Genomic DNA, 20,497 nt, shown 5'->3' on the forward strand with positions numbered 1-20,497 from the left:
TCACCGAGTAAGCTGCCAGCGGGCCCGCCCCGCGACAGCCCAAACCGACCCGAAGGCCGCTCTGGAAACAGCGCGGCCTTTTCTTTTGCACAAGGGGATGTAGGTTGCGTATCTGACAAAAGGTGGCCCCTATGAATATTACCCAAGATTTTTTTCCCGGCGCGATTGGCCAGATTATTCAAATGCACGGGACGCATTATGCCAGCCAATGGGGCTTCACGAGTTACTTTGAGGCTAAGGTGGCGCATCAGATCTCAGAGTTTGTCCAAGGCAAGAAGGACACCGATCTGGTCTTGATTGCGCAGGATTATCAAGGGGTTGCCGCGTCGCTTGTCTTGGATCTTCACGATGCGCAATCTGATGGCCGCGGCGCACATCTAAGATGGTTTTTATGTGCAGACAGATGCCGGGGCACCGGTATGGGGCGCAAGTTGATGACCCAAGCGGTCGCCCATGCGGAACGTCACAGCAACGGTAAAATGTGGCTGCGAACCTTTGCGGGGTTAAAACCAGCCTTGCATCTATACCGCAGCTTCGGCTTTGTGCTGCAGGCTGAAAAGGCGGGTGATATGTGGGGAACCGTTGTGAATGAACAAGAGTATCGTCGCCCCGGCAATATCTAGCAGGATTTTCCGGCTCAATAGCGCATATGCTCTTGATCCTTTGGCGATTCCAGACTACCCCACCACTCGGCATAGGGGTTTAGCTCAGTTGGTAGAGCATCGGTCTCCAAAACCGAGGGTCGTGGGTTCGAGTCCCTCAGCCCCTGCCAGTTTTCCAATCAGCGTGATTACGAGATATACGCCTTTTGGGCCATCGGTCTGATACGGTATCCATGCGAATACGATTGAAGTCTTGAATTCGGTCGCATTGGCGGATACATCGCAGAAACCTTTGAAAAGCAGGAAACCCGTCATGGCCACAGTCAATCCACTCCAGTTCATTCAGCAAGTGCGCTCGGAAGTGTCCAAGGTGGTATGGCCCACCCGCCGCGAAGTGATGCTGACCACTGTGATGGTTTTCATCCTAGCTGCGTTGACGGCGGTGTTTTTCGCAATCGTCGATATTTTGATCCGCGGTGGGTTGCAGTACGTGCTTGCCTATTTCGGGTGATCGGCCAGGGGATGTGCAAAACCTTGCGCGCCCCCTTGAAACATTTGGGCATGCGGGCTATCCCGCACCCCTAACCTGACAAAGGGCGTGCGGCGATTCGAGTTGCGCGCCGATTTTTTGTTCAGGAAAGGCGGGCAGATGTCTGCCGCTTTATTGAGAATTTGATGCGGCATAGATGCGCATCGCAAGACAGGGACCAGAGTTCAGATGGCGAAAAGATGGTATTCGGTCAGTGTTTTGTCGAATTTCGAGAAAAAGATCGCCGAACAGATCCGCACCACGGTCGCCGAGCAAGAGCTTGAGGACCAGATCGACGAAGTGCTGGTCCCCACCGAAGAGGTGATCGAAGTTCGGCGCGGCAAGAAAGTCACGACAGAGCGGCGCTTTATGCCCGGCTATGTTCTGGTGCACATGGAGATGTCCGACCGCGGCTATCACCTGATCAACTCGATCAACCGCGTCACAGGCTTCTTGGGGCCGCAAGGGCGCCCGATGCCGATGCGTGATGCCGAAGTCACCGCGATCTTGGGCCGCGTCCAAGAGGGCGAAGAAGCACCACGCACCTTGATCCACTTTGAAGTGGGCGAGCGCGTTAAGGTTGCTGATGGTCCGTTCGAAGACTTTGACGGCATGATCGAAGAGGTCGACGACGAGAACCAGCGCCTCAAGGTGTCTGTGTCGATCTTTGGCCGCGAAACACCGGTCGAATTGGAATTCACTCAGGTCAATAAACAGGTCTGAGCGGGTCGGCGGGGCAACCCGCTATGCGGTGGCAACACCGTTCGTTTGTGGGAGGCAAGGCTGCGCGCAGTCAAACCGGACCACGCTAGTAACCGATCACAACGCGTTGTGGTTGCGTAGGGTGGGTGTAAATCCACCGACATCAAAAGGAGAAGGCCAATGGCCAAGAAACTCGTCGGTACGATGAAGTTGCAAGTTAAAGCGGGTCAAGCGAACCCATCCCCACCTGTTGGTCCTGCATTGGGTCAGCGCGGGATTAACATCATGGAATTCTGTAAGGCGTTCAACGCCAAGACAGCGGACATGGAGCCAGGTGCCCCTTGCCCGACCGTGATCAGCTATTATCAGGACAAGTCCTTTACCATGGACATCAAGACGCCACCTGCGTCCTACTACCTGAAAAAAGCGGCCAAGATTAACTCTGGCGCGAAAACACCCAGCCGTGAAACTGTTGGTACAGTGACCACAAAGCAGCTGCGCGAAATCGCAGAAGCAAAAATGGCAGATCTGAGCGCCGTGGATGTTGAAGCCGCGATGAAGATCATTCTGGGCTCCGCCCGTTCCATGGGCATTGAGGTGAAGTAAGATGGCAAAACTCGGAAAACGCACCCGCGCCGCACGCGAAGCATTTGCAGGCAAAGAAGATCTGTCCGTTGAAGAAGCCGTGACACTGATCAAGGCAAACGCAAACGCGAAATTTGATGAAACCATCGAAATCGCCCTGAACCTTGGTGTTGACCCACGTCACGCTGACCAAATGGTTCGCGGTGTTGTTGGCCTGCCAAACGGCACAGGCAAATCTGTACGTGTTGCAGTATTCGCCCGTGGTCCAAAAGCAGAAGAAGCCACAGCAGCTGGTGCCGATATCGTTGGCGCAGAAGACCTGATGGAAGCTGTTCAAGGCGGCAAGATCGACTTTGATCGTTGCATCGCGACACCTGACATGATGCCAATCGTTGGTCGTCTGGGTAAAGTTCTTGGCCCACGCAACCTGATGCCAAACCCAAAAGTCGGCACAGTGACCATGGACATCAAAGACGCTGTTGAAGCTGCCAAAGGCGGTCAGGTTCAGTTCAAAGCTGAAAAAGGCGGCGTTGTGCATGCTGGCATCGGCAAACTGTCCTTTGACGAAGCCAAACTGGTTGAGAACGTGCGCGCCTTTGTTGGTGCCGTGTCCAAAGCCAAGCCTGCCGGCTCCAAAGGCACATACATGAAAAAGATCGCACTGAGCTCCACAATGGGTCCAGGCGTGACTGTTGAAGTAGACAACGCTGTAACCGAGTAATTATTCGGTTTATTAGCGTTAGCTTTAAGAAAGGCCCTTCGCGATCTGCGAGGGGCCTTTTGCATTTCGTGGGCGGCATTTGCCGCCGATCTAAGGCCGCCAGAATTGTTGAAATATTCGGCACCTGCGTGCTAGCCTTCCGCAACAAGCGAGAGGCCAAGTCAAGATGCAGGATCCGAATAAAAGAGTTGAGCGCGTCAGGCGCCGCGACTTTAAGAAGTTCGTCGAAGATAATGCCGATAAGGTCCGCGTCGAGAAGCCAAATGATGAAAGCGCGTTGATCACCTATGAGGTTGATGGCGAATTCGATTACGAGCTTTACAAGGAAATTCAGACACTCGGAAACAAGTTCAAACTGGACAAGCAATGGGTCGGCGAGGATCACATTACGATCTTGTCGAACTATATCAACGCCAGTGATCTAAAGCCCAAGACGGGCATCTGTCATGGAACGCGTCAAGGGTTCGAGCAGAAATGGTTCCGCGCGCATTTGGATGGTGATGTCGATGTCATCGGAACTGAAATTTCTGATACTGCCACGCAGTTCGAGCATACAATCCAATGGGATTTCCACGAGACCAAGGCCGAATGGGAAGCCAATACCGGATTTATTTACTCGAATTCCTGGGATCATTCGTTTGATCCCAAGATCGCCTTTACCGCTTGGGCGAAATGTCTGGTGCCGGGCGGTTTTATGTTTCTGGATCACGGGATTGGCTATGATCCTGAAAAAGTGAGCCCCTTGGACCCGTTCGGGATTTCCCGCGAGGGACTTGTTGCGTTTCTGAACACCGAATGCGGGGAGTATGGTCAGGTGAAAGAAGTCATTGAGGGTGGAAAGCATCGCCGCAACCTGATTTCAACCGTGGTATTTCATGCCAGCTAATGCCCCTGAAATTGCACCCGTCGAAAAGGTACACGGTGATATCGCTGTGTACTCGTGCTATTTCGGCAAATACGAGCCGCTTAATCTGCAGTCGATGGGGAGTGGTCAAGGTTATGACCGCGTCCTTGTCACCGACGACCCATCGTTAGAATATCCGGGCGCGCAAGTCATCGGCGGTAGCGGCGAGGCGGATGCGGTGATCGCGTCACGTTCAGCCAAGCTGTTCCCGGAACCCTATTTCCCGAACCACCGCTGGGTCATTTATGTCGATAATCGGGCGGCGCTGATCCAAGACCCCAAAGAAATTGTCGCCGAAATCGAGGCTGCGTATGTCGGCGATGCGCCTGCCGGAAGGTATCTTTTTGAGCATCCCGATCGGGAGTGCTGCTACCGCGAGTTGCGCGTGTTAACTCGCATGTCAAAGGTTACACCTGAAGCACATGAGCAGATCAAAGGCACGATGCAGGAGGCGGGGTTCCCGGCCAAGGCAGGGCTCTACATGAACACTATGATGATCCAAAAGATGGGCGACCCTGCAACGGCAAAGTTGAATGCCTTATGGTGGTGGCTTTTCCAAACCCTGTGCCCGCGCGATCAGGTATCTTTGCCCTACGCGATGTGGCTGAACGACTATGCGCCGCGCGTGTTGTCATCAATGGCGCAGCAATATATCGAATGGCCGGTATATTCGTTTAAAGACCGCCGCAGATTTCAAAGGGCAAACCGGTAACTATGCGCCGCTAGAGGTTTTGATGCAGCTGCGATGTCGGCAGGGAAACCGGCTCGGTGCCTCGGCTAATACGAGGCAGGGAAAATTTGCTCTTGGCATTCTGCGCCACAGCCCCTAAACACGCCCTCGATTCACCCGAAGTTTCTTTGGGTGAGTCTTCTGTCCGAGACGAAGGGTGGCGATGAGCCTTAATTTCCTTTCTGAGATGGGAGACGTTAGAATTACCAAGCGCGCAAGCGTGAGGGCATTTTGGCTTATTCCCGTAAAATGGACCAAGACTGTTTGCGAAAGCAAACTTAATTGAGCCGGGGGGTAACCCCCAGATTTGGAGTAAAACTGTGGATAGAGCCCAGAAAGAACAGTTGGTCGACGAGCTCGGCCAAATCTTTGAAAGCTCTGGCGTCGTTGTGGTTAGCCACTACGTCGGCCTGACAGTTGCTGAAATGCAGGACCTCCGTGCGCGCGCTCGCGCTGCGGGCGGGGCCGTGCGTGTTGCCAAAAACAGGCTCGCCAAAATTGCCCTTGATGGAAAGCCATGCGAAAGCATTGCCGATCTCCTGACGGGTATGACCGTTTTGACCTATTCCGAAGATCCAGTGGCAGCCGCTAAGGTTGCTCAGGACTTCGCCAAAGAGAACCAAAAGTTTGTGATTCTCGGTGGTGCAATGGGTGAAAACGCACTGGACGCCGCCGGTGTCGAAGCCGTGTCCAAAATGCCTTCGCGGGAGGAGCTTATCTCCACCATCGCGGGCATGCTGGGCGCACCTGCTTCCAACATCGCCGGGGCCATTGGCGCACCTGCAAGCAATATCGCATCCATCTTGTCCACAATCGAGGACAAGGCGGCTGCGTAAAGCAATATCGTCAAGCTGGCGCAGGGTTGAACACTCGCGTTGGAACACACATATCGTTAACGGAAAGAGCTAAAACATGGCTGATCTGAAAAAACTGGCAGAAGACATCGTTGGTCTGACACTGCTTGAAGCACAAGAACTGAAAACCATCCTCAAAGACGAGTATGGCATCGAGCCCGCCGCTGGTGGCGCTGTGATGATGGCTGGCCCTGCCGATGCAGGCGGTGCAGCTGAAGAGAAAACTGAATTCGACGTCGTTCTGAAGAACGCCGGCGCATCCAAAATCAACGTGATCAAAGAAGTTCGCGGCATCACCGGTCTGGGCCTGAAAGAAGCCAAAGACTTGGTCGAAGCTGGCGGCAAGATCAAAGAAGGCGTCGACAAAGCCGAAGCCGAAGATGTAAAAGCCAAGCTGGAAGCAGCTGGCGCAGAGGTCGAGCTGGCATAAGCCATTTGATCTGGGCAGCGTTTTCTTACACAGAAAACGGACTGGAATTTTCAAAAAATTCCGGGTCAGCCCGTAAGTGACAAGGCTGGATGGGGTGTTTCCCTGTCCAGCCTAACCTATTTTGACAAGTATTTCGTCGGAAATGCTTCTCTGGATAGGTCCTAAAGGTCGGAAGAGGTGCGGTGGGACGTGCTTCAAGAATTGACCAGGATTTTCCGCTCTTATGGGCGCGCATCACGGCCCCGGTGATGGCGTGCTCGGCAAGAGACACGAAAGGTGACATGACACATGGCGCAATCCTTCCTTGGCCAGAAACGTCTACGTAAATACTATGGCAAAATCCACGAAGTGCTGGATATGCCGAACCTGATTGAGGTTCAAAAATCCTCTTATGATCTGTTCCTGCGCTCCGGCGATGCGGACACTCCGACAGATGGTGACGGCATTCAGGGCGTCTTTCAGTCGGTATTCCCGATCAAAGACTTTAACGAGACTTCGGTGCTTGAATACGTCAAGTACGAGCTTGAGAAACCCAAATACGATGTTGAGGAATGTCAGCAACGTGACATGACCTACAGCGCACCTTTGAAGGTGACGCTGCGTTTGATCGTATTTGATGTGGATGAAGACACTGGCGCGAAGTCGGTCAAAGACATCAAAGAACAAGACGTGTTCATGGGCGATATGCCTTTGATGACCCCGAACGGCACTTTTGTTGTGAACGGGACCGAGCGCGTCATCGTTTCGCAGATGCACCGTTCGCCAGGCGTGTTCTTTGACCACGACAAGGGCAAGACGCACTCTTCGGGCAAACTGTTGTTTGCCTGCCGGATCATTCCTTACCGTGGCTCTTGGTTGGATTTCGAATTCGACGCAAAAGACATCGTATTCGCGCGCATCGACCGCCGTCGCAAGCTGCCTGTCACCACGTTGCTTTACGCGCTTGGCCTTGACCAAGAAGCAATCATGGATGCCTATTACGACACCGTGAACTACACGCTTCAAGATGGTGAAGGCTGGGTTGCGCCGTTCTATCCTGATCGCGTACGCGGCACACGCCCTACATATGATCTGGTTGATGCCAAGACGGGTGAAGTCCTGTTCGAGAAGGGCAAAAAGGTCACGCCGCGCGCCGTGAAGCAATTGGTTGATGAAGGTAAAGTGACAGAGTTGCTTTTGCCGTTCAGCCATATTGAAGGCAAATTTGCTGCCCGTGACATCATCAACGAAGAAACCGGTGCGATTTACGTCGAAGCCGGCGACGAGATGACGCTTGAGTATGACAAAGACGGCACGCTGATTGGCGGTACAGCCAAAGAGCTGATCGACGCGGGTATTACCGAGATCCCACTCTTGGACATCGACAACATTAATGTCGGCCCCTACATGCGCAATACAATGGCGTCGGATAAAAACATGAACCGCGACACCGCGCTCATGGATATCTACCGCGTTATGCGTCCGGGCGAGCCGCCCACAGTTGAGGCAGCGTCGAACCTGTTCGACACGTTGTTCTTTGATAGCGAACGCTATGATCTGTCTGCTGTTGGCCGCGTGAAAATGAACATGCGTCTGGCGCTCGACAAAGAAGACACACAACGCACGCTGGACCGCGATGATATCGTGTCCTGCATTAAAGCGCTGGTTGATCTGCGCGACGGCCGTGGCGATATCGACGATATTGACCACCTTGGTAACCGTCGTGTGCGTTCCGTTGGCGAGCTGATGGAAAATCAGTACCGCGTTGGTTTGCTGCGCATGGAGCGTGCGATCAAAGAACGCATGTCTTCTGTCGAAATCGACACCGTGATGCCGCAAGACCTGATCAACGCCAAGCCAGCCGCCGCTGCAGTGCGTGAATTCTTTGGCTCTTCGCAGCTGTCGCAGTTCATGGACCAAACCAACCCGCTGTCCGAGGTCACGCACAAGCGTCGCCTTTCAGCGCTTGGACCAGGTGGTCTGACACGCGAACGTGCCGGCTTTGAGGTGCGTGACGTTCACCCGACCCACTATGGCCGGATGTGTCCGATTGAAACGCCTGAAGGTCCAAACATTGGTCTGATCAACTCGTTGGCAACCTTTGCCCGCGTGAACAAGTACGGCTTTATCGAAACACCCTACCGCAAGGTATCGAACGGTGTGGTTTCCGATGACGTTCAATATATGTCCGCGACCGAAGAAATGCGCCACACTGTTGCGCAGGCCAACGCGAACCTTGATGAGAACATGAAGTTCGTAAACGAATTGGTTTCGACACGGAAATCCGGTGACTACACATTGTCACCCTCCGAAAGTGTTGACCTGATCGACGTTTCGCCAAAGCAGTTGGTGTCCGTTGCGGCATCGCTGATCCCGTTCTTGGAAAATGACGATGCGAACAGGGCCTTGATGGGTTCGAACATGCAACGTCAGGCTGTTCCATTGCTTCAAGCCGAGGCCCCGCTGGTGGGCACCGGTATCGAAGAAGTTGTGGCACGGGATTCCGGCGCGGCATACATGGCCAAGCGTGGCGGTATCATCGACCAAGTCGATGCATCGCGTATCGTTTTGCGCGCAACCGAAGACCTTGAGCTGGGCGATGCAGGGGTAGACATTTACCGTATGCGTAAGTTCCAGCGTTCCAACCAAAACACCTGTATTAACCAGCGTCCGCTGGTGAAAGTGGGCGACACGGTTGTGAAGGGTCAGGTTATTGCGGATGGTCCATCGACTGACATGGGTGAACTGGCCCTTGGTAAAAACGTGGTCGTCGCGTTTATGCCTTGGAACGGCTACAACTATGAAGACTCCATCCTGATCTCCGAGCGGGTTTCGCGCGATGACGTGTTCACGTCGATTCACATCGAGGAATTCGAAGTGGCTGCGCGCGATACAAAGCTTGGGCCAGAGGAAATCACACGCGACATTCCAAACGTTGGTGAAGAAGCGCTGCGCAATCTCGACGAGGCTGGCATCGTGTACATCGGCGCGGATGTTGAACCGGGTGACATTCTGGTCGGCAAGATCACACCAAAGGGCGAAAGCCCGATGACGCCAGAAGAAAAACTGCTGCGCGCCATCTTTGGTGAGAAAGCATCGGACGTGCGTGATACATCGCTGCGTGTGAAGCCGGGCGATTTCGGTACAGTTGTCGAAGTCCGTGTCTTTAACCGCCACGGTGTTGAAAAGGACGAACGTGCTTTGCAGATCGAGCGCGAAGAGGTTGAACGCCTTGCACGCGACCGTGACGATGAACTTGGTATCCTTGATCGCAACATCTATGCGCGTCTGCGTCAGATGATCCTTGGCAAAACTGTTGTTAAAGGTCCGAAAGGCGTGAAGTCGAACAGCCCGATCACCGAAGAGCTGCTGGATGAACAATTGTCCCGCGGTCAGTGGTGGCAGTTGGCGCTGGCGGACGAAGATGATGCGAAAATCGTCGAAGCGCTGAACGAACAGTACGAAATCCAAAAGCGTACATTGAATGCCCGCTTTGAGGACAAAGTCGAAAAAGTACGCCGTGGCGATGATTTGCCCCCAGGCGTGATGAAAATGGTCAAAGTATTCGTGGCGGTGAAGCGTAAGCTGCAACCGGGCGATAAAATGGCCGGTCGTCACGGCAACAAGGGTGTTATTTCCAAGGTTGTGCCGATGGAAGACATGCCATTCCTTGCAGATGGTACGCCGGTCGACTTCTGTTTGAACCCGCTGGGTGTTCCATCGCGTATGAACGTTGGTCAGATCCTTGAAACCCACATGGGTTGGGCTGCACGCGGCTTGGGTATCAACATCGACGAAGCACTTCAGGAATATAAGCGCTCCGGCGACTTGACCCCTGTACGCGATGCGATGAGCCACGCATATGGTGCGGATGTTTACGACGAAGGCATCGCCGGCATGGACGAAGCAACGCTTTTGGAAGCGGCGGGTAACGTAACCCGTGGTGTGCCAATCGCGACGCCCGTCTTTGACGGTGCCAAGGAAGCAGATGTGAATGACAGTCTGACACGGGCCGGGTTCGATTCCTCGGGTCAGTCGGTGCTGTTTGACGGCCGCACAGGCGAGCAGTTTGCCCGCCCCGTGACCGTTGGCGTCAAATACCTGCTGAAACTGCACCACCTTGTGGACGATAAAATCCACGCGCGTTCCACCGGTCCATACTCGCTGGTCACCCAGCAGCCATTGGGCGGTAAAGCGCAATTCGGTGGTCAGCGCTTTGGTGAGATGGAGGTCTGGGCTTTGGAAGCCTACGGCGCTGCATACACCCTGCAGGAAATGCTGACTGTGAAATCGGATGACGTTGCAGGCCGTACGAAGGTCTATGAAAGCATCGTCAAAGGCGAGGATAATTTCGAAGCCGGTATTCCGGAATCGTTCAACGTTCTTGTCAAAGAAGTCCGTGGCCTTGGCCTGAATATGGAACTCCTGGATGCGGAGGAAGACGAGTGAGTTAAGCGCCGGAGTTTTTCAAAAACTCCGGACCGTTTTCTTTCAAAGAAAACGTCTCACTCCCTTCGCTTTCGAGACTAATCTAAGGATTTAAGATGAACCAGGAACTGACAAACAACCCGTTCAACCCCGTCGCGCCAATGAAGACGTTCGACGAGATCAAGGTATCTTTGGCATCGCCAGAGCGTATCCTGTCGTGGTCGTTCGGTGAGATCAAAAAACCCGAAACCATCAACTACCGCACGTTCAAGCCAGAACGTGACGGCCTGTTCTGCGCCCGTATTTTCGGACCGATCAAAGACTACGAATGTCTCTGCGGTAAATACAAGCGCATGAAATATCGCGGCGTTGTCTGCGAAAAATGCGGCGTCGAAGTCACGCTGCAAAAGGTTCGCCGCGAGCGGATGGGCCACATCGAACTGGCGTCGCCTGTTGCGCACATCTGGTTCCTCAAGTCGCTTCCATCGCGGATCGGCCTGATGCTGGATATGACCCTGCGCGATCTGGAACGTGTTTTGTACTTTGAAAACTACGTCGTGATTGAACCCGGTCTGACGGAACTCACCTATGGTCAGATGATGACCGAAGAAGAGTTCATGGAAGCGCAAGACATCTACGGCATGGACGCGTTCACCGCGAACATCGGTGCTGAAGCGATCCGTGAAATGCTGGCCGCAATCGATTTGGAAGCCGAAGCAGACATGCTGCGTGCAGATCTGAAAGAAGCGACAGGCGAGCTGAAGCCGAAGAAGATCATCAAGCGTTTGAAGGTTGTTGAATCATTCCTCGAGTCCGGTAACCGGCCCGAGTGGATGGTTATGACCGTCATTCCGGTTATCCCGCCAGAACTGCGCCCGCTGGTGCCGCTGGATGGTGGCCGTTTTGCGACGTCTGACCTGAACGACCTGTATCGCCGCGTGATCAACCGGAACAACCGTTTGAAGCGCCTGATCGAACTGCGCGCGCCCGACATCATCGTGCGTAACGAAAAGCGTATGTTGCAGGAATCTGTGGATGCGTTGTTCGACAACGGCCGTCGTGGCCGCGTGATCACGGGTGCCAACAAGCGTCCGTTGAAATCGCTGTCCGATATGCTGAAGGGTAAGCAAGGCCGCTTCCGTCAGAACCTTTTGGGTAAGCGCGTCGACTTCTCCGGTCGTTCGGTCATTGTTACGGGTCCTGAGCTGAAGCTGCACCAGTGTGGTTTGCCGAAAAAGATGGCGCTCGAGCTGTTCAAGCCATTCATCTATTCGCGTCTTGAAGCCAAAGGTCTGTCTTCCACTGTGAAACAGGCCAAGAAACTGGTAGAAAAAGAGCGTCCCGAAGTTTGGGATATCTTGGATGAAGTGATCCGCGAACACCCCGTCATGCTGAACCGCGCGCCTACGCTGCACCGTCTTGGCATTCAGGCGTTCGAACCGGTTCTGATCGAAGGTAAGGCTATCCAGCTGCACCCGCTGGTTTGTTCCGCGTTTAACGCTGACTTTGACGGCGACCAAATGGCTGTTCACGTGCCTCTCTCGCTGGAAGCCCAGCTGGAAGCACGCGTCTTGATGATGTCCACGAACAACGTTCTGTCGCCTGCAAACGGCGCACCGATCATTGTTCCGTCGCAGGACATGATCTTGGGTCTGTATTATACGACGCTTGAGCGTGAAGGCATGGTTGGTCAGGACATGGTGTTCGGCTCTGTTGAAGAGGTCGAGCATGCTTTGAACGGCGGTGCGATCCATCTGCACTCGAAAATCAAGGCGCGGATCAAACAGATTGATGCCGAAGGCAACGAAGTGATGAAGCGCTTTGATACGACACCTGGTCGTATCCGTTTGGGTGCTTTGCTGCCTCTGAACGCCAAGGCACCGTTTGATCTGGTCAACCGTCTGCTGCGCAAGAAAGAAGTTCAGCAGGTCATCGATACGGTCTACCGCTATTGTGGCCAAAAGGAATCCGTCATCTTCTGTGACCAGATCATGACCATGGGTTTCCGCGAAGCTTTCAAGGCAGGTATCTCGTTCGGTAAGGACGACATGTTGATCCCTGACAGCAAATGGCCATTGGTTGAAGAAACCCGTGACCAGGTGAAAGACTTTGAACAACAGTACATGGACGGCCTGATCACTCAGGGTGAAAAGTACAACAAAGTTGTCGATGCATGGTCAAAGTGTAACGACAAAGTCACCGATGCGATGATGGGCGCGATTTCCGCAACCACACATGCCGACAACGGTTCCGAAAACGAACCGAACTCTGTCTATATGATGGCCCACTCCGGTGCGCGTGGTTCGGTTACGCAGATGAAACAGCTGGGCGGGATGCGCGGTTTGATGGCAAAGCCGAATGGCGACATCATCGAGACCCCGATTATCTCGAACTTTAAAGAAGGTCTGACCGTTCTGGAGTACTTCAATTCCACCCACGGTGCCCGTAAGGGTCTGTCGGATACCGCTTTGAAAACAGCGAACTCGGGTTACCTGACCCGTCGTCTGGTTGACGTGGCACAAGATTGTATCGTTCGTATGCATGACTGTGGCACCGAAACAGCGATCACTGCCGAAGCTGCGGTTAACGACGGTGAAGTTGTATCGTCGCTGGCAGAACGTCTGCTGGGTCGCGTTGCGGCTGATGATATCCTGCGTCCGGGCACCGACGAAGTGTTGGTCCCTGCGCAAACCATCATCGACGAACGTCTGGCGGATATCGTGGATGAGGCGGCTGTTTTGTCCGCACGCATCCGCAGCCCGCTGACCTGTGAGGCCGAAGAGGGCGTTTGCGCCATGTGTTATGGTCGTGACCTTGCACGTGGTACATTGGTGAACCAAGGTGAAGCTGTCGGGATTATTGCCGCGCAGTCGATCGGTGAACCCGGCACCCAGCTGACCATGCGTACCTTCCACATTGGTGGTGTTGCACAAGGTGGCCAGCAGTCCTTCCTCGAGGCATCGCAGCCCGGTAAGATCGTGTTTGAAAACGCCCAAACCCTTGAGAACGCCGCAGGCGAGATCATGGTCATGGGTCGGAACATGAAATTGTCGATCGTGGATGATAACGGTGAAGAACGTGCCAGCCACAAAGTTGGCTACGGTACCAAGCTGTTCGTCAAGGAAGGTCAATCGATCTTGCGCGGCGACAAGCTGTTTGAATGGGATCCGTACACATTGCCGATCATCGCTGAAAAGTCGGGTACAACCAAATTCGTCGACCTTACGTCGGGGATCGCGGTACGTGACGAGACAGATGATGCGACAGGCATGACACAGAAGATCGTGATCGACTGGCGCGCTGCCCCCAAAGGCAACGAATTGAAGCCCGAGATCATGATTTTGGATGCCGATGGCGAGCCGGTCCGCAATGATGCGGGCAACCCGGTGACCTACCCAATGTCCGTCGATGCCATTCTGTCCGTTGAGGATCAGACTGAAATCAAGGCTGGTGACATCGTTGCGCGTATCCCGCGCGAAGGTGCCAAGACCAAGGACATTACGGGTGGTCTGCCACGTGTGGCCGAACTCTTTGAGGCACGTCGCCCCAAAGACCACGCCATCATCGCGGAAATCGACGGTTACGTGCGCTACGGCAAAGACTACAAGAACAAGCGCCGTATCTCGATTGAATCGTCCGAGGATCCGGATCACAAGGTTGAATACATGGTGCCTAAGGGTAAGCACATTCCGGTTGCGGAAGGTGACTTTGTCCAAAAGGGCGATTACATCATGGATGGTAACCCGGCACCGCACGACATCCTTGCCATCATGGGTGTAGAGGCCTTGGCCGACTACATGATCGACGAGGTGCAGGATGTTTATCGCCTGCAAGGTGTTAAGATCAACGACAAGCACATCGAAGTTATCGTACGTCAGATGCTTCAGAAGTGGGAAGTTCAGGACAGCGGTGACACCACACTGCTGAAAGGCGAACACGTCGATAAGCAAGAGTTTGACCATGCCTGCGAAAAGGCGATTTCCAAAGGTGGCCGTCCGGCAACGGGCGAACCGATCCTTCTGGGTATCACCAAGGCAAGCTTGCAAACCCGCAGCTTTATTTCGGCGGCGTCGTTCCAGGAAACCACACGCGTGCTGACCGAAGCATCGGTTCAGGGCAAGCGCGACAAGCTGGTCGGCCTGAAGGAAAACGTTATCGTTGGCCGTCTGATCCCAGCCGGTACCGGTGGTGCGACCCAGCAGATGCGCAAAGTTGCAACGGATCGCGACAACGTGGTGATCGAAGCGCGTCGCGAAGAGGCCGAAACAGCCGCTCGTTTGGCTGCACCAGCCGCAACTGCGGATGATGTGGCCGGTGGGGATGTCTTCAACACCGCCCCAAGCGACGACGAAAGCCGCAACTGATCTTTGATCTGAACTAAGAAACGAAAGCCCCCGCTGAGAGATCAGCGGGGGCTTTTTACTTTTGGGGCTGATCGCCGGTTAACCGCGTAAACCAGCCATATTGCATACCGACCCTGTCATCCGTCAGGATCGGGGCTGGTACTTTGGCAATCTATGGGCCAATGATCGCGCGACGAATATCAACGAAAGCCCGCCCATGTCGCCAAATCTGATCGGAGCCCTGTTTATGATGGGCGCAATGGCGGCGTTCACGTTGAACGACACGATGACCAAGACAACTGGCGGCGAGGTCCCGTTGTTTCAGCTGTTGTTCCTGCGGGGGCTCATCTCGATCTCGCTCATACTGGTTTTGTGGGGCCGTCTGGGACCTATGCATGTGCGGCTTAGCCGGCGTGACTGGAAACTGGTCGGCATCCGGTCAGCCTCCGAAGTTGCGGCTAGCTTTTTCTTTGTGACCGCCTTGTTCAACATGCCGCTGGCGAACCTAAGTGCAATTTTGCAATCCTTACCGCTGACCGTGACCTTGGGTGCGGCGCTGTTTTACCGCGAGGCAGTCGGCTGGAAGCGCATGTCGGCCATTCTTGTCGGGTTCATGGGGGTGATGTTGATCGTCAAACCGGGCACGGAAGGGTTCAATATCTGGTCGATCTACGCCCTGGTTGCGGTGTTTTTCGTGACGGTGCGCGATCTAAGCACACGGCGTTTGTCGGGCGATGTGCCATCGATGACGGTTACGCTGGCGGCGGTTTTATCCGTCACTCTCTTCTCAGGCGTTGCGCAACTGGCGACCCCTTGGGCACCGGTTTCAGGTGCGCATTGGACAGCCATCGCGGCGGCGGCTGTATTCGTTCTGATGGGCTATTACTTTAGCGTTCAAACCATGCGGATCGGCGAAGTCTCGTTTATCGCACCGTTTCGATACACGGGGCTGATCTGGGCGCTGATCTTGGGGTGGTTCGTCTTTGGCGATTGGCCGCTGCCCTCGACCCTTGCCGGGGCAGGGATTGTCGCGGCCACCGGTTTGTTCACGCTCTACCGCGAACGCAAGCTGTCACGACGCTGAGAATGCCGCGCGGACGGTGTCCGCATCAATTGCAAACCGGGTGCGAAACATCTCTTCCTGCTCGGCTGTCAGAGGCGCGACATCAGCCGGTTTCTCGCCTTTCTGGCGGCTGTCATTCGATCCGTTGTGACCGCGAACAAACATATATTTGGTGTCAAAGGACACTGTGGGCATAAAGCGGTTAATCTTGTTGTGCGCGAAGTTCATGATCGTCATCGGGCAGCGCGGGCGCACGTACATGCCCAAGGCCGCGACGTCCAACGGCCGGAAGACTTCGATCGCGGATATGCCCTCAGCCCCGTATTCAGCAATCAACCCTTTGTTCCAGTCAAATGCGACCGTGCGGTTCTTCATGATGAGTCCCGAACAATCCGCTGGGGCAGCTCGCAACCGTTCGACAAAATCCACAGCGACGGCATCATCATCGTCGAACCGGAACTGCATTGAGGGCAGATCTTGGTCACGGGTGGTGTTCAGGATTTCCTTCATCACCTCGCGGTGGGGGCGCGGCGGTTCGGCGTGAATACGGGCTTGGGGCAGGTCAGCGGTGATATCGCGTAACCGGTCCAGATGCTGTCTGGGCAATGTGTCACCCACCACGATCACCAGTTCAAAATCGGGGTCCGTCTGCGCTTTTAAACAGGGCAGGGCGACCGTTTCGAACAACCTAAAGCGTTCCTCGAGGCGCTCGGCCTCATAGAGATAGGCAATCCGGTCCTCGGTTGTTTCGTGGCCAACCTGAAAACCGCCATGGGCGGGATAAGAAAATCGGCAAAGACCAATGATCTGCATTGAAAGGGGCCCTTGATCAGCCATGAGAACCGTTCAAATATGGCGGGGCGTCTGCTATCATTGCAAGCGGCAATTCACCTTTGGGCCGGATCGGAGCCATTGTTATCGCTGCTGTTGACAGCGGCGGCGACTCTGCCTATACGCGCCCTATCTCGGATGTGGGGGTCGCCCTGCTGTGCCGAAATCATACCACCTGTGGTCACGATCCGGTCTAATGCTGACCCGATCCTCTGTTACCCCACCGCCTCGTTTTCCTCGGTACGGAAACGTTGCGGTGATTTTGCTTTGCGCTGCATGCGTATGGTGAAAACAGCTTCGCGGACGCGTGAGGGGACCGAAATTTAAACCGCACTGGGGTCCGCCCCGCTGCACCACATATGTGAGCTAAACGGGGATAAAACCGGAATGCCAACGATCCAACAGCTGATCCGCAAACCGCGCCAGCCTAAAATCAAACGTTCGAAATCCATGCACCTGCAAGAGTGTCCGCAAAAGCGCGGCGTATGTACACGGGTTTACACAACCACACCTAAAAAGCCGAACTCGGCCATGCGTAAGGTTGCCAAAGTGCGCCTGACAAACGGTTTTGAGGTCATCAGCTACATCCCGGGTGAATCGCACAACCTTCAAGAGCACTCTGTTGTTCTGATCCGCGGCGGTCGTGTAAAAGACCTTCCCGGTGTGCGCTACCATATCCTGCGCGGTGTTCTGGATACTCAGGGCGTTAAAGACCGTAAGCAGCGTCGCTCCAAGTATGGTGCAAAGAAGCCAAAATAATTTGGGTGGGCCTTGGGCGGTTTCATCACCGCTTGGGGCTGTCCAGCATACTTTCCCTTAGGGGTAAGCTGGGGTTGCGAGAAATGCTGAAAATCCAAGCCACTGGGCAAGGGATATACCGGCCGGATCCAATCTTGGCGCTAGAACATTAGGAGCCTTAAATGTCACGTCGTCACGCCGCTGAAAAACGCGAAGTTCTGCCAGATGCCAAATATGGTGATCTGGTCCTTACAAAATTCATGAACAACCTCATGATCGACGGTAAGAAATCTGTCGCCGAGCGTATCGTTTACAACGCAATGACCCGCGTTGAAGACAAAATCAAACGCGCGCCCATCGAAGTTTTCCACGAAGCTTTGGACAACATCAAACCATCCGTCGAAGTGCGTTCGCGCCGCGTTGGTGGTGCAACCTATCAGGTGCCTGTTGAAGTACGCCCCGAGCGTCGCGAAGCATTGGCAATCCGCTGGTTGATCAAAGCGTCGCGTTCGCGCAACGAGAACACCATGGAAGAGCGCCTTGCCGGCGAACTTTTGGATGCTGTTCAGTCGCGCGGTACTGCCGTTAAGAAACGCGAAGATACGCATAAAATGGCCGATGCTAACAAAGCATTCAGCCACTACCGTTGGTAATTCAGGCGGCATAACCCGCCTTCGTCGCGCCCCAAGCTGGGGCGCGATTTATCCGTTTCAGATATATTCGAGGAAGCAGCCCCATGGCACGCGACTATCCGCTCTCACGCTACCGTAACTTCGGTATTATGGCCCACATCGATGCAGGTAAAACCACCTGCTCCGAGCGTATCTTGTTTTACACCGGCAAATCCCACAACATTGGCGAGGTCCACGATGGGGCCGCAACAATGGACTGGATGGAGCAGGAGCAGGAGCGCGGCATTACAATTACCTCCGCTGCGACCACAACTTTCTGGCAGCGCCAGGAATTGCCAGACGCAAGCGCCACATCCGACACAAAGTACCGGATGAACATCATCGACACCCCTGGCCACGTTGACTTCACCATCGAAGTTGAACGTTCCTTGGCTGTTTTGGATGGCGCGGTTGCCGTTCTTGACGCCAACGCCGGTGTTGAGCCGCAAACCGAAACCGTTTGGCGTCAAGCTGACCGTTACAAGGTTCCGCGCATCGTTTTTGTTAACAAAATGGACAAAATCGGCGCTGACTTCTTCAACTGTGTGAAGATGATCAAAGACCGTACCGGTGCGACACCTGCGCCAATCCAAATCCCAATCGGTGCCGAAACCGAGCTGGAAGGCATGATCGACCTGGTCACCATGAAAGAATGGGTTTGGGCCGGTGAAGATCTGGGCGCAAGCTGGGAACAGCGCGAAATTCGCGCCGAGCTGAAAGATCTGGCCGATGAATGGCGCGCGCATCTGATCGAGACTGCGGTCGAGATGGACGATGACGCGATGGAAAACTACCTGATGGACGGCGCAGAGCCTGACGAAGATACACTGCGCACGCTGATCCGTAAGGGTACGCTGGCCATCAAGTTTATCCCGGTTCTGTGTGGCTCCGCGTTCAAGAACAAAGGCGTTCAGCCGCTGCTCAACGCTGTGATCGACTATCTTCCATCGCCATTGGACGTTGTTGATTACATGGGCTTTAAGCCAGGCGACGAAGAAGAAGTTCGTAACATCGCGCGTCGCGCGGATGACGAAATGGCATTCTCTGGCCTTGCGTTCAAAATCATGAACGACCCCTTTGTTGGTACGCTGACATTTACACGCATCTATTCCGGCGTTCTGAACAAGGGCGACACGCTCTTGAACTCGACCAAGGGTAAGAAAGAGCGCGTTGGTCGTATGATGATGATGCACTCGAACGATCGTGAAGAAATTCAAGAAGCGTTCGCGGGCGACATCATCGCGTTGGCGGGTCTGAAAGACACAACAACAGGTGACACGCTTTGTGCGGTTAACGATCCTGTGGTTCTGGAAACAATGACCTTCCCTGATCCGGTTATCGAAATCGCGGTCGAGCCTAAGACAAAAGCGGACCAAGAAAAAATGTCCGCCGGTCTGGCACGTCTTGCTGCCGAAGACCCCTCCTTCCGTGTTGAGACCGATCTTGAATCCGGTCAGACCATCATGAAGGGCATGGGCGAACTTCACCTCGACATTCTGGTTGACCGCTTGAAGCGCGAATTCAAGGTTGAGGCGAACATCGGTGCACCGCAAGTTGCTTACCGTGAAACCATCTCTCGTGAAGCTGAAGTGGTTTATACCCACAAGAAGCAATCTGGTGGTTCCGGTCAGTTCGCTGAAGTGAAAATGATCCTGATGCCAACAGAGCCAGGCGAAGGTTACTCGTTTGAATCTCGCGTTGTTGGTGGTTCGGTGCCCAAGGAATACATCCCGGGTGTTGAAAAGGGTATTAAATCGGTCATGGACTCCGGTCCTTTGGCTGGCTTCCCGGTCATCGACTTCAAAGTTGCGCTGATCGAAGGTAAATACCACGACGTTGACTCCAGCGTTCTGGCGTTCGAAATCGCGGCCCGCATGGGTATGCGTGAAGGGATGCGCAAAGCTGGTGCGAAACTGCTCGAGCCGATCATGAAGGTTGAGGTAATCACACCTGAAGATTACACTGGCGGCATCATCGGCGATCTGACATCGCGTCGCGGTCAGGTTCAGGGTCAGGACACACGCGGTAACGCAATCGCGATTGACGCGCAGGTGCCGCTGGCCAACATGTTCGGCTACATCAACACCTTGCGTTCGATGTCGTCGGGTCGTGCGAACTTTACTATGCAGTTCTCGCACTACGAACCTGTACCACAAAACATCTCGGACGAGATCCAGGCCAAGTTCGCTTAACAGGCCAAACCAATAACTGGGGCGGCGGGGAAAACCCCGCCCTACCCAAACCGTAGGGTGGGTTTCAAACCCACCACCCAACCTAAGAAACCAAGGAGGCCATCATGGCTAAGGCAAAGTTTGAACGTAATAAACCGCACGTAAACATCGGCACGATTGGTCACGTTGACCACGGCAAGACGACGTTGACAGCAG

At 54.3% G+C, this 20,497-nt stretch carries 17 protein-coding genes and 1 tRNA gene; 17 read left to right on the forward strand and 1 reads right to left on the reverse strand.

Annotation, left to right across the window (positions count from 1 at the left end; all coding sequences use genetic code 11):
* Positions 1-131 precede the first annotated feature (131 nt).
* The 13 genes from BM347_RS17315 to BM347_RS17380 all read left to right on the forward strand — a co-directional run bounded on the left by BM347_RS17315 (position 132) and on the right by BM347_RS17380 (position 15,891).
* Positions 132-623: a GNAT family N-acetyltransferase gene (locus BM347_RS17315; protein ID WP_093917756.1), complete on the forward strand. Its 492-nt coding sequence runs from the start codon at positions 132-134 to the stop codon at positions 621-623.
* A 73-nt stretch (positions 624-696) separates the two neighbouring features.
* A tRNA-Trp gene (locus BM347_RS17320) sits at positions 697-772 on the forward strand.
* A gap of 143 nt (positions 773-915) precedes the next feature.
* Complete coding sequence (gene secE, locus BM347_RS17325) at positions 916-1,113, forward strand: preprotein translocase subunit SecE (RefSeq protein ID WP_093917757.1); 198 nt, start codon at positions 916-918, stop codon at positions 1,111-1,113.
* 207 nt (positions 1,114-1,320) lie between these two features.
* On the forward strand, positions 1,321-1,854 hold the full coding sequence (nusG, locus tag BM347_RS17335) for a transcription termination/antitermination protein NusG (protein WP_008226363.1): 534 nt from the start codon (positions 1,321-1,323) through the stop codon (positions 1,852-1,854).
* 159 nt (positions 1,855-2,013) lie between these two features.
* Entirely contained in the window at positions 2,014-2,439 is a 426-nt protein-coding gene (gene rplK / locus BM347_RS17340; RefSeq protein WP_037228475.1) for a 50S ribosomal protein L11, read from the forward strand.
* Between the two features lies 1 nt (position 2,440).
* A complete protein-coding gene (gene rplA / locus BM347_RS17345) occupies positions 2,441-3,139 on the forward strand; it encodes a 50S ribosomal protein L1 (protein WP_093917759.1) in 699 nt (232 codons plus the stop codon).
* Between the two features lie 166 nt (positions 3,140-3,305).
* Positions 3,306-4,025: a hypothetical protein gene (locus BM347_RS17350; RefSeq protein ID WP_093917760.1), complete on the forward strand. Its 720-nt coding sequence runs from the start codon at positions 3,306-3,308 to the stop codon at positions 4,023-4,025.
* Positions 4,015-4,755: a glycosyltransferase domain-containing protein gene (locus BM347_RS17355; protein WP_093917761.1), complete on the forward strand. Its 741-nt coding sequence runs from the start codon at positions 4,015-4,017 to the stop codon at positions 4,753-4,755. Before BM347_RS17350 ends, BM347_RS17355 begins: the two co-directional genes overlap by 11 nt.
* Before the next feature lie 338 nt (positions 4,756-5,093).
* The gene (gene rplJ, locus BM347_RS17360) at positions 5,094-5,609 is read left to right on the forward strand and encodes a 50S ribosomal protein L10 (protein WP_093917762.1); all 516 of its coding nucleotides are present in this window, start codon (positions 5,094-5,096) and stop codon (positions 5,607-5,609) included.
* Positions 5,610-5,685: 76 nt separating this feature from the next.
* On the forward strand, positions 5,686-6,057 hold the full coding sequence (rplL, locus tag BM347_RS17365) for a 50S ribosomal protein L7/L12 (RefSeq protein ID WP_093917763.1): 372 nt from the start codon (positions 5,686-5,688) through the stop codon (positions 6,055-6,057).
* A 288-nt stretch (positions 6,058-6,345) separates the two neighbouring features.
* On the forward strand, positions 6,346-10,485 hold the full coding sequence (rpoB, locus tag BM347_RS17370) for a DNA-directed RNA polymerase subunit beta (RefSeq protein WP_093917764.1): 4,140 nt from the start codon (positions 6,346-6,348) through the stop codon (positions 10,483-10,485).
* Positions 10,486-10,580: 95 nt separating this feature from the next.
* Complete coding sequence (rpoC, locus tag BM347_RS17375; RefSeq protein ID WP_093917765.1) at positions 10,581-14,828, forward strand: DNA-directed RNA polymerase subunit beta'; 4,248 nt, start codon at positions 10,581-10,583, stop codon at positions 14,826-14,828.
* A gap of 196 nt (positions 14,829-15,024) precedes the next feature.
* The gene (locus BM347_RS17380; RefSeq protein ID WP_093917766.1) at positions 15,025-15,891 is read left to right on the forward strand and encodes a DMT family transporter; all 867 of its coding nucleotides are present in this window, start codon (positions 15,025-15,027) and stop codon (positions 15,889-15,891) included.
* Here BM347_RS17380 and BM347_RS17385 read toward each other — a convergent pair.
* Entirely contained in the window at positions 15,880-16,683 is an 804-nt protein-coding gene (locus BM347_RS17385; protein WP_093917769.1) for a putative rhamnosyl transferase, read from the reverse strand. The two genes, BM347_RS17380 and BM347_RS17385, sit on opposite strands and share 12 nt — an antisense overlap.
* A gap of 405 nt (positions 16,684-17,088) precedes the next feature.
* On the opposite strand from BM347_RS17385, the gene rpsL reads away from it, so the two are divergent.
* The 4 genes from rpsL to BM347_RS17405 all read left to right on the forward strand — a co-directional run.
* Positions 17,089-17,460, forward strand: coding sequence for a 30S ribosomal protein S12 (gene rpsL, locus BM347_RS17390; protein WP_005849863.1), 372 nt, complete (start codon positions 17,089-17,091; stop codon positions 17,458-17,460).
* 161 nt (positions 17,461-17,621) lie between these two features.
* The gene (rpsG, locus tag BM347_RS17395; protein ID WP_093917767.1) at positions 17,622-18,092 is read left to right on the forward strand and encodes a 30S ribosomal protein S7; all 471 of its coding nucleotides are present in this window, start codon (positions 17,622-17,624) and stop codon (positions 18,090-18,092) included.
* Between the two features lie 83 nt (positions 18,093-18,175).
* A complete protein-coding gene (fusA, locus tag BM347_RS17400; protein ID WP_093917768.1) occupies positions 18,176-20,302 on the forward strand; it encodes an elongation factor G in 2,127 nt (708 codons plus the stop codon).
* A gap of 104 nt (positions 20,303-20,406) precedes the next feature.
* Positions 20,407-20,497 (forward strand): GTP-binding protein (locus BM347_RS17405; protein ID WP_139226313.1); only part of this gene is annotated, 91 nt, incomplete at its 3' end.

The organism is Sulfitobacter marinus (genome assembly GCF_900116285.1).
Taxonomy (GTDB): Bacteria; Pseudomonadota; Alphaproteobacteria; order Rhodobacterales; family Rhodobacteraceae; genus Sulfitobacter; species Sulfitobacter marinus.